This window comes from Pseudomonas fluorescens, assembly GCF_004683905.1.
GTDB lineage: Bacteria > Pseudomonadota > Gammaproteobacteria > Pseudomonadales > Pseudomonadaceae > Aquipseudomonas > Aquipseudomonas putida_A.
Window position 1 is genome coordinate 2,589,688 of record NZ_CP038438.1, and the last position, 14,416, is coordinate 2,604,103.

11 protein-coding genes are annotated in these 14,416 nt (G+C 60.8%); 3 read left to right on the forward strand and 8 right to left on the reverse strand.

Features of this window, described 5'->3' with window-relative positions; all coding sequences use genetic code 11:
• Window positions 1–964: 964 nt before the first annotated feature.
• From fabI to gloB, 8 genes are all read right to left on the reverse strand, one after another.
• Window positions 965–1,759, reverse strand: a complete 795-nt coding sequence (gene fabI / locus E4T63_RS11730) for an enoyl-ACP reductase FabI (RefSeq protein ID WP_003202751.1) — start codon at window positions 1,757–1,759, stop codon at window positions 965–967.
• A 19-nt stretch (window positions 1,760–1,778) separates the two neighbouring features.
• A complete protein-coding gene (locus E4T63_RS11735) occupies window positions 1,779–3,389 on the reverse strand; it encodes an ABC transporter ATP-binding protein (RefSeq protein WP_098968277.1) in 1,611 nt (536 codons plus the stop codon).
• Between the two features lies 1 nt (window position 3,390).
• The gene (locus tag E4T63_RS11740; RefSeq protein ID WP_003224146.1) at window positions 3,391–4,410 is read right to left on the reverse strand and encodes an ABC transporter permease; all 1,020 of its coding nucleotides are present in this window, start codon (window positions 4,408–4,410) and stop codon (window positions 3,391–3,393) included.
• A 1-nt stretch (window position 4,411) separates the two neighbouring features.
• Window positions 4,412–5,485, reverse strand: a complete 1,074-nt coding sequence (locus E4T63_RS11745; RefSeq protein WP_003224148.1) for a microcin C ABC transporter permease YejB — start codon at window positions 5,483–5,485, stop codon at window positions 4,412–4,414.
• A gap of 4 nt (window positions 5,486–5,489) precedes the next feature.
• Window positions 5,490–7,331 (reverse strand): extracellular solute-binding protein, encoded by a 1,842-nt coding sequence (locus E4T63_RS11750; RefSeq protein WP_135295527.1) that lies wholly within the window; start codon window positions 7,329–7,331, stop codon window positions 5,490–5,492.
• The gene (locus E4T63_RS11755; RefSeq protein ID WP_135295528.1) at window positions 7,328–9,160 is read right to left on the reverse strand and encodes an extracellular solute-binding protein; all 1,833 of its coding nucleotides are present in this window, start codon (window positions 9,158–9,160) and stop codon (window positions 7,328–7,330) included. The genes E4T63_RS11750 and E4T63_RS11755 overlap by 4 nt, the downstream gene beginning before the upstream one ends.
• Before the next feature lie 347 nt (window positions 9,161–9,507).
• Entirely contained in the window at window positions 9,508–10,974 is a 1,467-nt protein-coding gene (locus E4T63_RS11760; protein ID WP_135295529.1) for a LysM peptidoglycan-binding domain-containing protein, read from the reverse strand.
• 99 nt (window positions 10,975–11,073) lie between these two features.
• A complete protein-coding gene (gene gloB, locus E4T63_RS11765; protein WP_135295530.1) occupies window positions 11,074–11,841 on the reverse strand; it encodes a hydroxyacylglutathione hydrolase in 768 nt (255 codons plus the stop codon).
• A gap of 66 nt (window positions 11,842–11,907) precedes the next feature.
• On the opposite strand from gloB, the gene E4T63_RS11770 reads away from it, so the two are divergent.
• The 3 genes from E4T63_RS11770 to dnaQ all read left to right on the forward strand — a co-directional run bounded on the left by E4T63_RS11770 (window position 11,908) and on the right by dnaQ (window position 14,188).
• Window positions 11,908–12,666 carry a methyltransferase domain-containing protein gene (locus E4T63_RS11770; protein ID WP_003224159.1) on the forward strand — a complete coding sequence of 253 codons (759 nt, stop codon included), beginning with the start codon at window positions 11,908–11,910 and terminating at the stop codon, window positions 12,664–12,666.
• A 91-nt stretch (window positions 12,667–12,757) separates the two neighbouring features.
• Window positions 12,758–13,219: a ribonuclease HI gene (gene rnhA, locus E4T63_RS11775; RefSeq protein ID WP_003224162.1), complete on the forward strand. Its 462-nt coding sequence runs from the start codon at window positions 12,758–12,760 to the stop codon at window positions 13,217–13,219.
• Window positions 13,220–13,429: 210 nt separating this feature from the next.
• Window positions 13,430–14,188 carry a DNA polymerase III subunit epsilon gene (dnaQ, locus tag E4T63_RS11780; protein ID WP_027613146.1) on the forward strand — a complete coding sequence of 253 codons (759 nt, stop codon included), beginning with the start codon at window positions 13,430–13,432 and terminating at the stop codon, window positions 14,186–14,188.
• Window positions 14,189–14,416 lie beyond the last annotated feature (228 nt).

Genomic DNA, 14,416 nt, shown 5'->3' on the forward strand with positions numbered 1-14,416 from the left:
CATGTCGAATGTGCCGGCCTCTTCGTGAGCAAGCCCACTCCCACAGGTTTATCGGCTGCTCACAAAATCCAGATACACCGCAGAACCCTGTGAGAGCGGGCTTGCTCGCGAAAACGTCCGGTCAGGCGATATCCATGTTGAATGTGCCGGCCTCTTCGTGAGCAAGCTCACTCCCACAGGTTTATCGGGTGCTCACAAAATTCAGGCATATCGTAAAAACAGTGTGGGAGCGGGCTTGCTCGCGAAAGCGTCCGCTCAGGCGATATCCATGTCGAATGTGCCGGCCTCTTCGTGAGCAAGCCCACTCCCACAGGTTTATCGGCTGCTCACAAAATCCAGATACACCGCAGAACCCTGTGGGAGCGGGCTTGCTCGCGAAAGCGTCCGCTCAGGCGATATCCATGTTGAATCTGCCGGCCTCTTCGTGAGCAAGCCCACTCCCACAGGTTTATCGGCTGCTCACAAAATCCAGATACACCGCAGAACCCTGTGGGAGCGGGCTTGCTCGCGAAAGCGTCCGGTCAAGCGATATCCATGTTGAATCTGCCGGCCTCTTCGTGAGCAAGCCCACTCCCACAGGTTTGTCGGCTGCCCACAAAATTCAGGCATATCGTAAAAACATTGTGGGAGCGGGCTTGCTCGCGAAAGCGTCCGGTCAGGCGATATCCATGTTGAATCTGCCGGCCTCTTCGTGAGCAAGCCCACTCCCACAGGTTTATCGGGTGCTCACAAAATTCAGGCATATCGTAAAAACAGTGTGGGAGCGGGCTTGCTCGCGAAAGCGTCCGGTCAGGCGATATCCATGTTGAATGTGCCGGCCTCTTCGTGAGCAAGCCCACTCCCACAGGTTTATCCGCTGTTCACGAAATTCAGGCTCACTCCTACAGGGGATTTGGGTTGTTGAAGACATTGCAGGCACAAAAAAACCCGCCGATTGGCGGGTTTTTTATCGGCAGAGCGAAGATTACTCTTCGATGTTGCCCATGGCGGTGGTGTTGAAGCCGCCGTCCACGTACATGATTTCACCGCTGATGCCCGACGCCAGGTCGGAGCACAGGAAGGCGCCGGCGTTGCCGACTTCTTCGATGGTGACGTTGCGGCGCAGTGGGGTTTGCGCTTCGTTGGCGGCCAGCATCTTGCGGAAGTTCTTGATGCCCGAGGCTGCCAGGGTACGGATCGGGCCGGCCGATACGCAGTTGACGCGGGTGCCGTCCGGGCCCAGGGAGCCGGCCAGGTAACGCACGCCAGCTTCCAGCGAAGCCTTGGCCATGCCCATCACGTTGTAGTTCGGCATGGTGCGCTCGGCGCCCAGATACGACAGGGTCAGCAGGCTGCCGTTGCGGCCTTTCATCATTTCGCGGCCAGCCTTGGCCAGGGCCACGAAGCTGTAGGCGCTGATGTCGTGAGCGATGCGGAAACCTTCACGGGTGGTGGCTTCGGTGAAGTCGCCGTCCAGTTGGTCGCCCGGGGCGAAGCCGACGGAGTGCACGATGCAGTCCAGGCCGTCCCACTTCTTGCTCAGTTCTTCGAAGACCTTGGCGATTTCTTCATCGCTGGCCACGTCGCACGGGAAGCACAGCTCAGGGCTCGAACCCCAGCCTTGAGCGAATTCCTCAACACGACCTTTCAGTTTGTCGTTCTGATAAGTGAAGGCAAGCTCAGCGCCCTCGCGATGCATGGCGGCAGCGATGCCGGATGCGATGGACAGCTTGCTGGCGACACCGACGATCAGTACGCGCTTACCGGCGAGAAAACCCATGTGTTGCTCCTCTTTCAGGTTATTGCGCAGTGGCTGGTGCCAAAAAAGCGGCTTCCAGCAACTGCTGTGTATACGGATGTTTGGGGGCGGCAAAAATATCTTGCGCAGCTCCCTGTTCGACCACTTGGCCATGCTTGACCACCATCAGCTGGTGGCTCAGCGCTTTGACGACAGCCAGGTCATGGCTGATGAACAAATACGTCAGGTTGTACTTGGCTTGCAGTGAACGCAACAGCTCCACCACTTGCCGCTGCACCGTGCGGTCGAGCGCCGACGTCGGCTCGTCCAGCAGGATCAGCGCCGGTTTCAGCACCAAAGCCCGGGCAATGGCGATACGCTGCCGTTGCCCACCGGAAAATTCGTGAGGGTAGCGGTGCCGGGTTTCCGGATCCAGACCTACCTCCTTCAATGCCGCAATAATCGCCGCTTCCTGCTCGGCGGCGGTGCCCATCTTGTGAATCCGCAGGCCTTCGCCAACGATGTCGCTCACGCACATCCGCGGGCTCAGGCTGCCGAACGGATCCTGAAACACCACCTGCATCTCCCGACGTAACGGGCGAACCTCGTTCTGCGTCAGGCAGTCTAGCTGTTTGCCCTCAAAGCGAATCGCGCCTTTGCTGCCGATCAGCCGCAAAATTGCCAGACCGAGGGTGGATTTGCCGGAACCGCTTTCCCCCACGATCCCCAGCGTCTGTCCCTGAGGCAGGCTGAAATTGATGCCGTCCACTGCCTTGACGTAATCCACCGTGCGCTTGAGCAGGCCTTTCTTGATCGGGAACCAGACTTTGAGGTTCTCGACTTCGAGCAGTGGCGCCCCGATTTTATTGGTCGCCGGGCCTCCGCTGGGCTCCGCGCCGAGCAATTCCCGAGTGTACGGATGCTGCGGCGAACGGAACAGCTCTGCGCACGATGCCTGTTCGACGATGCAACCGCGCTGCATGACACATACGCGATGCGCAATTCTTCGCACCAGGTTCAAATCGTGACTGATCAGTAGCAGCGACATGCCCAATCGAGCCTGAAGTTCCTTGAGCAAATCGAGGATTTTCAGCTGAACGGTCACGTCCAGTGCGGTGGTCGGTTCGTCGGCGATCAGCAGTTCCGGCTCGTTGGCCAACGCCATGGCGATCATCACCCGCTGGCGCTGGCCGCCGGACAATTCGTGGGGCAGGGCCTTGAGGCGTTTGTGCGGCTCGGGAATGCCGACCATCTCCAGCAGCTCCAAAGTGCGCTTGGTCGCGACTTTGCCGCTCAGACCCTTGTGGATGCCGAGGATCTCGTTGATCTGCTTCTCGATCGAGTGCAGCGGGTTGAGCGAGGTCATCGGCTCCTGAAAGATCATCGCGATGCGGTTGCCACGAATATGCCGGATGGTCTTTTCGCTCAGCCCCAGCAGATTCTGCCCGGCATAGTTGATGCTGCCGGCTGGATGGCGGGCCAGCGGGTAGGGCAGCAGGCGCAGGATTGAATGCGCCGTCACCGATTTGCCCGAGCCGGACTCGCCGACCAGGGCCAGGGTTTCGCCGCGTTTGATGTCGAAGCTCACGCCCTCGACCACCCGGTGCAGCCGCTCGTTGAAGCCGAACTCGACGGCGAGGTCGCGCACTTCGATCAGATTGTCCTGATTCATTTCACTTCCTCGGGTCGAAGGCATCGCGAGCGGACTCGCCGATAAACACCAGCAAACTCAACATCAGCGCCAGCACGGCAAACGCGCTAATGCCCAGCCACGGTGCCTGGAGGTTGGATTTGCCCTGGGCCACCAGTTCACCCAGCGACGGGCTGCCGGCCGGCAAACCGAAGCCGAGGAAATCCAGCGCAGTCAGGGTGCCGATGGCGCCGGTAAGGATGAACGGCATGAAGGTCATGGTCGAAACCATGGCGTTGGGCAGAATATGGCGGAACATGATCGCACCGTTCTGCATGCCCAGCGCCCGTGCCGCACGCACGTACTCGAGGTTGCGGCCACGGAGGAACTCGGCGCGCACCACGTCGACCAGGCTCATCCACGAGAACAGCAGCATAATCCCCAGCAGCCACCAGAAGTTCGGCTGGACGAAACTGGCGAGGATGATCAGCAGGTACAGCACCGGCAATCCCGACCAGATCTCCAGAAAGCGTTGCCCGGCCAGATCGACCCAGCCGCCATAGAAACCCTGCAGCGCGCCGGCAATCACGCCGATGATCGAGCTGAGCACAGTCAGGGTCAGGGCAAACAGCACCGAGATGCGGAAGCCGTAGATCACCCGCGCGAGCACATCGCGGCCCTGATCGTCGGTACCCAGCAGGTTGTCCGCCGAGGGCGGGGCCGGGGCCGGGACTTTCAGGTCGTAGTTGATGCTCTGGTAGCTGTAGGGGATCGGCGCCCACAACACCCACGCATCCTTGGCCTTGAGCAGTTCGCGGATGTACGGGCTCTTGTAGTTGGCTTCCAGCGGGAATTCGCCGCCGAAGGTGGTTTCCGGGTAGCGCTTGATCGCCGGGAAGTACCAGTGGTTGTCGTAATGCACCACCAGCGGCTTGTCGTTGGCGATCAGCTCGGCACCGAGGCTCAGGCCGAACAGGATCAGAAACAGCCACAGCGACCACCAGCCACGCTTGTTGGCCTTGAACAGTTCGAACCGGCGGCGGTTGAGAGGGGACAGATTCATCTCAATGCTCCCGGCTGGCGAAGTCGATGCGCGGATCGACCAGGGTGTAAGTGAGGTCGCCGATCAGTTTCACCACCAGACCGAGCAGGGTGAAGATGAACAGAGTGCCGAACACCACCGGGTAATCGCGATTGATCGCCGCTTCGAAACTCATCAGACCCAGACCGTCGAGGGAGAAAATCACTTCCACCAGCAACGAGCCGGTGAAGAAGATGCCGATGAACGCTGACGGGAACCCGGCAATCACCAGCAGCATGGCGTTGCGGAACACATGGCCGTAGAGCACGCGATTGCGCGTCAGGCCCTTGGCCTTGGCGGTGACCACGTACTGCTTGTTGATCTCGTCGAGGAAGCTGTTTTTGGTCAGCAGGGTCATGGTCGCGAAGTTGCCGATTACCAGCGCGGTCACCGGCAGCGCCAGGTGCCAGAAATAGTCGAGGATCTTACCGCCCAGGCTCAGTTCATCGAAGTTGTTCGAGGTCAGCCCGCGTAGCGGGAACCAGTCCAGATAACTGCCGCCGGCAAACACCACGATCAGCAGAATCGCAAAGAGGAACGCCGGGATCGCGTAGCCGATGATGATCGCGGAGCTGGTCCAGACGTCGAAGTGGCTGCCGTGTCGGGTGGCTTTGGCGATCCCCAGCGGGATCGACACCAGGTACATGATCAGCGTGCTCCACAGCCCGAGCGAGATCGATACCGGCATCTTTTCCTTGATCAGGTCGATAACCTTGGCGTCGCGGAAAAAACTGTCGCCGAAATCCAGCTTCGCGTAGTTCTTGACCATGATCCACAGACGTTCCGGGGCCGACTTGTCGAACCCGTACATGTGTTCGATTTCCTTGATCAGCGCCGGGTCGAGGCCTTGCGCGCCACGATACGCGGAGCCGGCCACCGAGACCTCGGCACCGCCACCGGCGATGCGGCTGGTGGCGCCTTCGAAGCCTTCGAGCTTGGCGATCATCTGCTCCACCGGGCCGCCGGGCGCGGCCTGGATGATCACAAAGTTGATCAGCAGGATGCCGAACAGGGTCGGGATGATCAGCAGCAGTCGCCGAAAGATATACGCCAGCATCTGATTACTCCGTGCCCACAGGGTCGGCTTGCAGTTTGGTTTCGACTTCTATGGCGGGCTTCGCGTCAGGCTTGACCCACCAGGTGTTAATCCCGATGTCGTATTTGGGCGAGACTTTCGGGTGACCGATGTGGTTCCAGTACGCCACGCGCCAGGTCTTGATGTGCCAGTTGGGGACCACGTAGTAACCCCATTGCAGCACCCGATCCAGCGCCCGGGCGTGCGCCACCAGGCTGCTGCGCGAGTCGGCGTTGATCAGGTTCTCCACCAGTTGATCGACGATCGGATCCTTCAGGCCCATGGTGTTGCGGCTGCTCGGTTTGTCGGCGGCGGCGCTCATCCAGAATTCGCGCTGCTCGTTGCCCGGCGAGTTGGATTGCGGGAAGCTGCCGACCATCATGTCGAAGTCCCGCGAACGCACGCGGTTGATGTATTGCGAAACGTCGACACGGCGGATCACCAGATCGATGCCGAGGTCGGCCAGATTGCGTTTGAACGGCAGCAGCACGCGTTCGAATTCGGTCTGCGCCAGCAGGAATTCGATGACCACCGGTTTGCCGTTGGCGTCGACCATTTTGTCGTCGACGATCTTCCAGCCAGCCTCTTGCAGCAATTGATAGGCCTCGCGCTGTTGGGCGCGGATCATGCCGCTGGCGTCGGTCTTGGGGTTCTCGAAGGCTTCGCTGAACACCTGCGCCGGCAATTTGCTGCGAAACGGTTCGAGGATCGCCCGTTGCTCGGCGTCGGGCAGGCCGGTGGCGGCCATTTCCGAGTTCTCGAAATAGCTGCGAGTGCGGAAGTAGGCACCGTTGAACAGCTGTTTGTTGGTCCACTCGAAATCGAACAGCAGACCGAGCGCCTGCCGCACCCGTACATCCTGAAACACCGGACGGCGCAGGTTGAAAACGAAGCCCTGCATGCCGGTCGGGTTGCTGTTGGCGATCTGTTCCTTGATCAAGCGGCCTTCGGTGACCGCCGGGATGTTGTAAGCGTTGGCCCAGTTCTTCGCGGTCATTTCCAGCCAGTAATCGAACTGGCCGGCCTTCAGCGCTTCGACGGCGACGGTGTTGTCGCGGTAGTAATCGGTGGTCATTACGTCGAAGTTGTAGAACCCGCGATTGACCGGCAGATCCTTGCCCCAGTAGTCCTTGACCCGCTCATAGCGCACCGAGCGTCCGGCCTTCACTTCGGCGACCTTGTACGGGCCGCTGCCCAGCGGTATCTCCAGATTGCCCTTGGAAAAATCACGGCTGGCCCACCAGTGTTTCGGCAGCACCGGGAGCTGGCCGAGGATCAGCGGTAACTCGCGATTGTTGGTGTGCTTGAACTTGAACAACACCTTGAGCGGGTCTTCGGCGATGGCCTCTTCAACATCGCTGTAGTAACCGCGAAACAGCGGCGAGCCGTCCTTGGTCAGGGTCTGGAAGCTGAACACCACGTCTTCGGCGCGCACCGGATGGCCATCGTGAAAACGCGCTTCCGGGCGCAGGTAGAAACGTACCCAGCTGTTGTCCGGGGCTTTCTCGATCTTCGCGGCGATCAGGCCGTACTCGGTGAACGGCTCGTCGAGGCTGTGCTTGGTCAGGGTGTCGTAGATCTGCCCGATATCATCGGCCGGCACGCCTTTGCTGATGAACGGGTTGAGGCTGTCGAAGCCGCCGAACCCGGCCTGACGGAAGATCCCGCCCTTGGGCGCGTCGGGGTTCACGTAATCGAACTGCTTGAAGTCCGCCGGGTATTTCGGCGGCTCGTTGTACAGGGTCACAGCGTGTTGCGGGGCGGCAATCGCCAGCCCGGCGAACAGCAGACCGCTGGCCTGCACGAGCAGGGCGCGGATGGGCGTCATTTATTGTTCTCCGAAGATTTCAGCCACCACGCGCTCAGGCCCAGGGTGTAGGGCGGCGTGGTGACGAAGGCCAACCGGTTGCGGTAGGCCAGTCGGTGATAATTGAGGTACCAGTTGGGAATGCTGTAGTGCTGCCAGAGCAGCACGCGGTCGAGCGCCTTGCCGGCGGCGACCTGTTCGTCGCGGGTTTGCGCGGCGAGCAATTGTTCGAGCAGGTGATCGACCACCGGGTTGGCAATACCGGCGTAATTCTTGCTGCCCTTGACCCCGACCTGACTGGAATGGAAGTACTGCCATTGCTCCAGACCCGGGCTGAGGGTCTGGTTGAGGGTCATCAGGATCATGTCGAAATCGAACTGGTCCAGGCGCTGTTTGTACTGGGCGCGATCCACCGTGCGCAGGCGTGCGTCGATGCCGATGCTGTTAAGGTTCTCGATATAGGGCTGGAGGATCCGCTCAAGGTTCGGGTTGACCAGCAGCAGTTCGAAGCTCAGCGGCTGCCCTGCGGTGTTTTGCAGGCGCTGGCCGTTGAGCTTCCAGCCGGCCTCGGCGAGTAGCGCCAGGGCCTTGCACATGGTCTCTCGCGGGATGCCACGGCCATCGGTTTGCGGCAGGCTGAACGGCTCGGTGAACAGCTTCGTCGGTAACTGATCCTTGTACGGCTTGAGCATCAGCCATTCATGCCCGACCGGCAGGCCGCTGGCGCTGAATTCGCTGTTGGGATAGTAGCTGGTGGTGCGTTGGTAGGCATCGCTGAACAGCGCGCGGTTGGTCCATTCGAAGTCGAACATCAGGCCCAGCGCTTCGCGCACCTTGACGTCGCTGAAGGTTGCGCGCCGGGTGTTCATGAACAGGCCCTGGCTCTGGGTCGGGATCTGGTGCGGAATCTGCGCCTTGATCACGTCGCCACGGCGCACCGCCGGGAAGTTGTAGCCGTTGGCCCAGTTCTTCGCCTGATGCTCGATGTAGATGTCGAATTCACCGGCCTTGAACGCTTCGAAGGCCACGTCGCTGTCTCGGTAAAACTCGACTTCCATGCGATCGAAGTTGTACTTGCCGCGATTGACCGGCAGATCCTTGCCCCAGTAATCCTTGACCCGCTCGAAAATCAGCTGCCGCCCCGGCGTCACCGAGGTGATGCGGTACGGGCCGCTGCCCAGCGGTGGTTCGAAGGTGGTGGCCTTGAAGTCGCGATCCTTCCAGTAATGCTGCGGCAGCACCGGCAACTCGCCGAGGCGCAGGATCAGTAACGGATTGCCCGAGCGTTTCATCACGAAACGAATGCGCTGCGGGTTGAGGATGTCGACCCGCGAGACTTCCTGCAGGGCGGTGCGGTACAGCGGGTGGCCGTCCTTGAGCAGTGTTCGGTAGGAGAACGCCACGTCGTAGGCGGTGATCTGGGTGCCGTCGTGAAAGCGCGCTTCCGGGCGCAGATTGAACACCACCCAGCTGCGATCTTCGCTGTACTCCACCGATTGCGCGATCAGGCCATAGCTCGATGCTGGCTCGTCGCCGGACGGCGAATACTGGCCGGTGCCGACCATCAGCGGTTCGTTCAGCTCATTGATGCCGTACTGCAGGAAATTCGGTGTGGTAACCGGGCTGGTGCCCTTGAACGTGTATGGGTTGACCGTATCGAAGGTGCCGAACGCCATCACCCGCAACGTACCGCCCTTGGGCGCTTGCGGGTTGACCCAGTCGAAGTGGGTAAATCTGGCCGGGTACTTGAGCGTGCCGAACTGCGCATAACCGTGACTTTCGGTAATCGTCGCGCTTGCGGGTGAGCTCAAGGCCAGGCTGATCAGGAGCAGGAGGAGGGGACGCTTCAAGTCAGATCCGATCCAGGCGGCTTGGGCTTTGTGGGCCGTACAGTAACAGCTTGTCTGGACAGGAAAAAGACAGAGGTTAATGTGGGGTTAATCGGCAAGGCCAAGAGCCCCTCACCCTAACCCTCTCCCGGAGGGAGAGGGGACTGACCGAGGTGTTTATGAGAAGTACGCCGACCTGAAATATCGAGTTGAACTCAGGTTTGAAAAAGCCCCCAATCTGCTCACTTTTCCCGTCGCCCCCTTGAGGGGAGAGGGTTGGGGTGAGGGGGAGAAATTTTGAGGGCGCCAACAAAATCAAGCCAGGCGCCAGGCGAAAAAAAGCCCCTGAAAATTCAGGGGCTCTTCTGTCAGTGCGGCTGGTAAACCGTGAGCATCTGCCCAGGCTTGAGGGCCTTGCCGGCACCCGGGTTCCAGCGCTTGAGATGTTGCATCTCGACGTTGAAACGCTTGGCCACCACATACAAGGTGTCGCCACGCTTGACCTTGTACTGGGTCTGCTGCTGACTGTCGGCCTTGCCTTTGGTCTTGCTGTTGGCGGCGATCACCGTGTTGACCCGGCCACCGCTGCGCGCCGGGGTGCGCTTGGTGTTGTCCTGCATCACCAGAGTCTGGCCGACCTTGAGGTTCTTACCGGTCAGCTTGTTCCAGCGCTGCAGGTCCTTGACTTCGACCTTGTTGGCCTTGGCAATGGAACCGAGGTTGTCACCGCGCTTGACCCGATAGGCGCGCTTCAGCTTCGCCACTTCACTTGGGTCGGCCCCGTCGAACACCGGCTTCAGCGAGCGCGGGCTGATCAGCTCTTCAGGCCGCATGGTCTGCAGGCTGGCGGTCAGCAATTGCGCCTTCGACGTCGGCACCAGCAGATGCTGAGGGCCGTCGATGGTGGTGCGCTGCTTGAAGGCCGGGTTGAGCTGGAACAGCTCGTCTTCGTCGATGTTGGCCACCGCTGCGACCTTGGACAGGTCCATGCGCTGGTTGATTTCGACGACCTGGAAATACGGTTCGTTGGCGATCGGGTTGAGGTTCACCCCGTAGGCTTCCGGGGCCAGTACCACTTGCGACAGGGCCAGCAGCTTCGGTACGTAGGCCTGGGTTTCCGCCGGCAACGACGACAGGTTCCAATAATCGGTCGGCAGGCCAAGCTTCTCATTACGCTCGATGGCGCGGCTGACCGTGCCTTCACCGGCGTTATAGGCCGCCAGGGCCAGCAGCCAGTCACCGTTGAACATGTCGTGCAGACGAGTCAGGTAGTCCATCGCGGCGGTGGTCGAGGCGGTGATATCGCGACGGCCATCATAGAAGCGGGTCTGGCGCAGGTTGTAGTAACGACCGGTGGACGGAATGAATTGCCACAGGCCCGAAGCGTCGGCCCGGGAATAGGCCATCGGGTTGTAGGCGCTCTCGATCACTGGCAGCAGGGCCAGCTCCAGCGGCATGTTGCGCTCTTCGAGACGCTCGACGATGTAATGAATGTAGAGACTGCCGCGTTCGCCGGCGTTCTCCAGAAAGGACGGGTTGCTGGCAAACCACAGCCGCTGCTGCTCGATGCGCGGGTTGACGCCCAGGCCGTCCTGCAGCTGGAAACCACCGCGCATGCGCTCCCAGATGTCCTGAGGCACCTGCGGGCTGGGCTTTTCGCTGAGCCAGATCGGTTTCTGCTTGGCTCGCGCAGCAATGTTCGGCGTATGGCTCGCTTCAGGCTGCGGAGCATGGCTGGAACAGCCCGCCAACGTGGCGGACACAGCCACCGCGATGGCTTGCGCCAGGCGGGTCAGCGTGTCTGAATTGACGGACTTACGTATGGATGACGACATTGGCTGGAAGTAAGTTCCGGGCAAAAATGTCGGGCGATTCTAGAAAGCGCACCCCCTGCGGTCAACCATTCAGAATTTTTGTACCAGCTGGTGAGTCACTTAGAAATTATCTTTCCATGCCCGCAGAGCCGCAAAAACCTCACTCGGCGCCCGGTTTTGAGCGCCTGCCCGTTCGTCCACTTTTTGTGTAACTAATGTTTCAGCGGTACGCAAAAACGGATTTGTGAGCTTTTCCAGGGCCAGGGTCGAGGGCAGGGTCATCACGCCTTTTTCCCGTTGTTGGCTGACTTTTTCCAGACGGGCGGCAATGTCCGGGTTGCTCGGTTCGACGGCCGCAGCAAACTTCAGATTGCTCAGGGTGTATTCATGGGTGCAATACACCAGCGTATCCTCGGGCAAAGCGGCGAGACGGCCGAGCGAGTGGTGCATCTGCTCCGGCGTGCCTTCGAACAGGCGTCCGCAACCGGCGGCGAACAGGGTGTCGCCGCAAAACAGCAGGCCGTGGTGGTAATAGGCAATGTGGCCGAGGGTGTGACCGGGCACCGCATAGACATCGAAATCCCAGCCGAGCACGCTGACCTTGTCGTTGTCCTTGAGCGCCACGTCGCGCCCCGGGATGTTTTCGCTGGCCGGGCCGTAGACTTTGGCGCCGCTTGCCGCTTTCAGGCGTTCGACGCCGCCGACGTGATCGTGATGGTGATGGGTGATCAGAATGTCGCTCAGTACCCAGCCCGGGTGTGCGGCCAGCCAGGCCTGCACCGGCGCGGCATCGCCCGGGTCGACCACGGCGCAGCGCTGGGTGCGGTGATCCTGTAACAACCAGATGTAGTTGTCGGTGAACGCGGGCAGGGCACTGATCTGTATCATCGTCGGAATTCGCCAAGCGGAAAACATTGGCGCATCTTAGAGCTTCTAGCGGCGTTGGAGAATGACATGACCGATAAAGCGTTCGCTCAGGCCGATCCCGACTGGCTGGCGTTGATCGGCGCGGCCCGTGAATGGCTGGCCGGCCCGCTCGGGCAATTTCTGCTGGATGAAGAACGGCGCATGCTCGAAGACGAGTTGGGGCGGTTCTTCGGCGGCTATCTGGTGCATTACGGGCCGTCGGCCCAGACCCCGCCGTCGGCGCCGCAGGTGCAGCGCAACGTGCGGCTCGGCGCACCGTTGCCGGGTGTCGAGATCGTCTGCGAGGAACAGGCCTGGCCATTGAGTGAGCACGCCGCCGACGTGGTGGTATTGCAGCACGGTCTGGATTTCTGCCTGTCACCCCACGGTTTGCTGCGCGAAGCGGCGAGCAGCGTACGCCCCGGCGGGCATCTGCTGATCATCGGCATCAACCCCTGGAGCACCTGGGGTTTGCGCCACGTATTTGCCCACGACGCCTTGCGCCAGGCACGCTGCATCTCGCCATCGCGGGTCGCCGACTGGCTCAATCTGCTGGGCTTTGCGCTGGAGAAACGCCGCTTCGGGTGCTATCGTCCGCCGCTCGCGTCGCCCAAGTGGCAGGCCCGACTGGCCGGCTGGGAACGCAAGGCCGGCGACTGGCAACTGTCGGGCGGTGGCTTCTATTTATTGGTCGCGCGCAAGATCGTGGTTGGCCTACGCCCGGTGCGTCAGGAGCGCCGCGAGCCGATGGGCAAGCTGATTCCGCTGCCGATGGCCAAGGTCAACCGCCGTCGTATCGAACCGTAAACCTTCTTTTTATAGTGGCCGGACTTGTTCCGGCCGCGGCCATCGTCGATCCGCGATTGACGGGGCCAGGCATTTTTCTGGATAGAGTGGCATGAGCGAAAGCGTCGATAGCGTAGAACTGTTCACCGACGGTGCCTGCAAGGGCAACCCCGGCCCGGGCGGCTGGGGCGCCTTGCTGGTGTGCAAGGGCGTCGAAAAGGAACTGTGGGGCGGCGAAGCCAATACCACCAACAACCGCATGGAACTGCTCGGCGCCATCCGTGGCCTCGAAGCCTTGAAACGGCCGTGCGAAGTGCTGCTGGTGACCGACTCGCAATACGTGATGAAGGGCATCAACGAGTGGATGGCCAACTGGAAAAAGCGCGGCTGGAAGACGGCGGCGAAAGAGCCGGTGAAAAACGCTGATCTGTGGAAAGAGCTGGACGAGCAGGTCAACCGGCACAAGGTCACCTGGAAGTGGGTGCGCGGGCACATTGGTCATCACGGTAACGAACGGGCGGACCAATTGGCCAACCGTGGGGTGGATGAAGTTCGCGGGTACAAGCAGAGCTGATTCCCTCCGTTGCACCGAGTCGTGGCCTTCGCGAGCAAGCCCGCTCCCACACTGGATCTCCTGCGTACATCAGCACTGTGTCCACCGCAGATCAATTGTGGGAGCGGGCTTGCTCGCGAATGGAGCGACTCGGTCTACCTGAAACACCCCCACCGAGCGTGTTAACATCGCCGCTTTTGCACGATTGACCCCGTTGAGAATTGAACACTGATGGCCACCAGATCCGTTGTACTCGATACCGAAACCACCGGCATGCCGGTGACCGATGGTCACCGGATCATTGAAATCGGCTGTGTCGAACTGATCGGTCGGCGCCTGACGGGCCGGCATTTTCACGTCTACCTGCAACCGGATCGCGAGAGTGACGAAGGCGCGATCGGCGTTCACGGCATCACCAACGAATTCCTCGTCGGCAAACCGCGTTTCGCCGAAGTGGCCGACGAGTTCTTCGAGTTCATCAACGGCGCGCAACTGATCATCCATAACGCGGCGTTCGACGTTGGCTTCATCAACAACGAATTTGCCTTGATGGGTCAGCACGATCGCGCTGACATCACGCAGCACTGCACCATCCTCGACACCCTGATGATGGCCCGGGAACGTCACCCGGGGCAGCGCAATAGCCTCGACGCCTTGTGCAAACGTTATGGCGTCGACAACTCCGGCCGTGAACTGCACGGCGCCTTGCTCGACTCGGAGATTCTCGCCGACGTCTACCTGACCATGACCGGTGGCCAGACCAGTCTGTCGCTGGCCGGCAACGCTTCCGACGGCAATGGCACGGGCGAGGGCGCGGACAACTCCGCCACCGAAATCCGTCGTCTGCCGGCGAGTCGTCAGCCTGCGCGGATCATTCGGGCGACGGAAGAGGAACTGGCGGCGCATATGGCGCGGCTGGAGATCATTGCCAAGTCGGCGGGCGGGCCGGCGTTGTGGACGCAGATTGCCGAGGCTGATGCTCAAGCTTGACCCCCTCTGTGGCGAGGGAGCTTGCTCCCGCTTGGCTGCGAAGCAGTCATAAAACCTGAATGCACTATTGATGCTGAACGAATACTGGGGGCCGCTTCGCGCCCCAGCGGGAGCAAGCTCCCTCGCCACAAAAGCCGAGTCAGGCTGAATGAAGCCAACTGGCCACCCTCGCCACTTTCGCTGCAACCCTCTACCCTGAGTGCATTGGCAGACTTTGATCCGCCGCCT

Coding starts and splice junctions, on each gene's coding strand:
- E4T63_RS11740 (WP_003224146.1), bottom strand. CDS start 4,410: ATGAATCTGTCCCCTCTCAACCGCCGCCGGTTCGAACTGTTCAAGGCC.
- fabI (WP_003202751.1), bottom strand. CDS start 1,759: ATGGGTTTTCTCGCCGGTAAGCGCGTACTGATCGTCGGTGTCGCCAGC.
- E4T63_RS11745 (WP_003224148.1), bottom strand. CDS start 5,485: ATGCTGGCGTATATCTTTCGGCGACTGCTGCTGATCATCCCGACCCTG.
- E4T63_RS11750 (WP_135295527.1), bottom strand. CDS start 7,331: ATGACGCCCATCCGCGCCCTGCTCGTGCAGGCCAGCGGTCTGCTGTTC.
- dnaQ (WP_027613146.1), top strand. CDS start 13,430: ATGGCCACCAGATCCGTTGTACTCGATACCGAAACCACCGGCATGCCG.
- E4T63_RS11735 (WP_098968277.1), bottom strand. CDS start 3,389: ATGAATCAGGACAATCTGATCGAAGTGCGCGACCTCGCCGTCGAGTTC.
- E4T63_RS11760 (WP_135295529.1), bottom strand. CDS start 10,974: ATGTCGTCATCCATACGTAAGTCCGTCAATTCAGACACGCTGACCCGC.
- gloB (WP_135295530.1), bottom strand. CDS start 11,841: ATGATACAGATCAGTGCCCTGCCCGCGTTCACCGACAACTACATCTGG.
- E4T63_RS11770 (WP_003224159.1), top strand. CDS start 11,908: ATGACCGATAAAGCGTTCGCTCAGGCCGATCCCGACTGGCTGGCGTTG.
- rnhA (WP_003224162.1), top strand. CDS start 12,758: ATGAGCGAAAGCGTCGATAGCGTAGAACTGTTCACCGACGGTGCCTGC.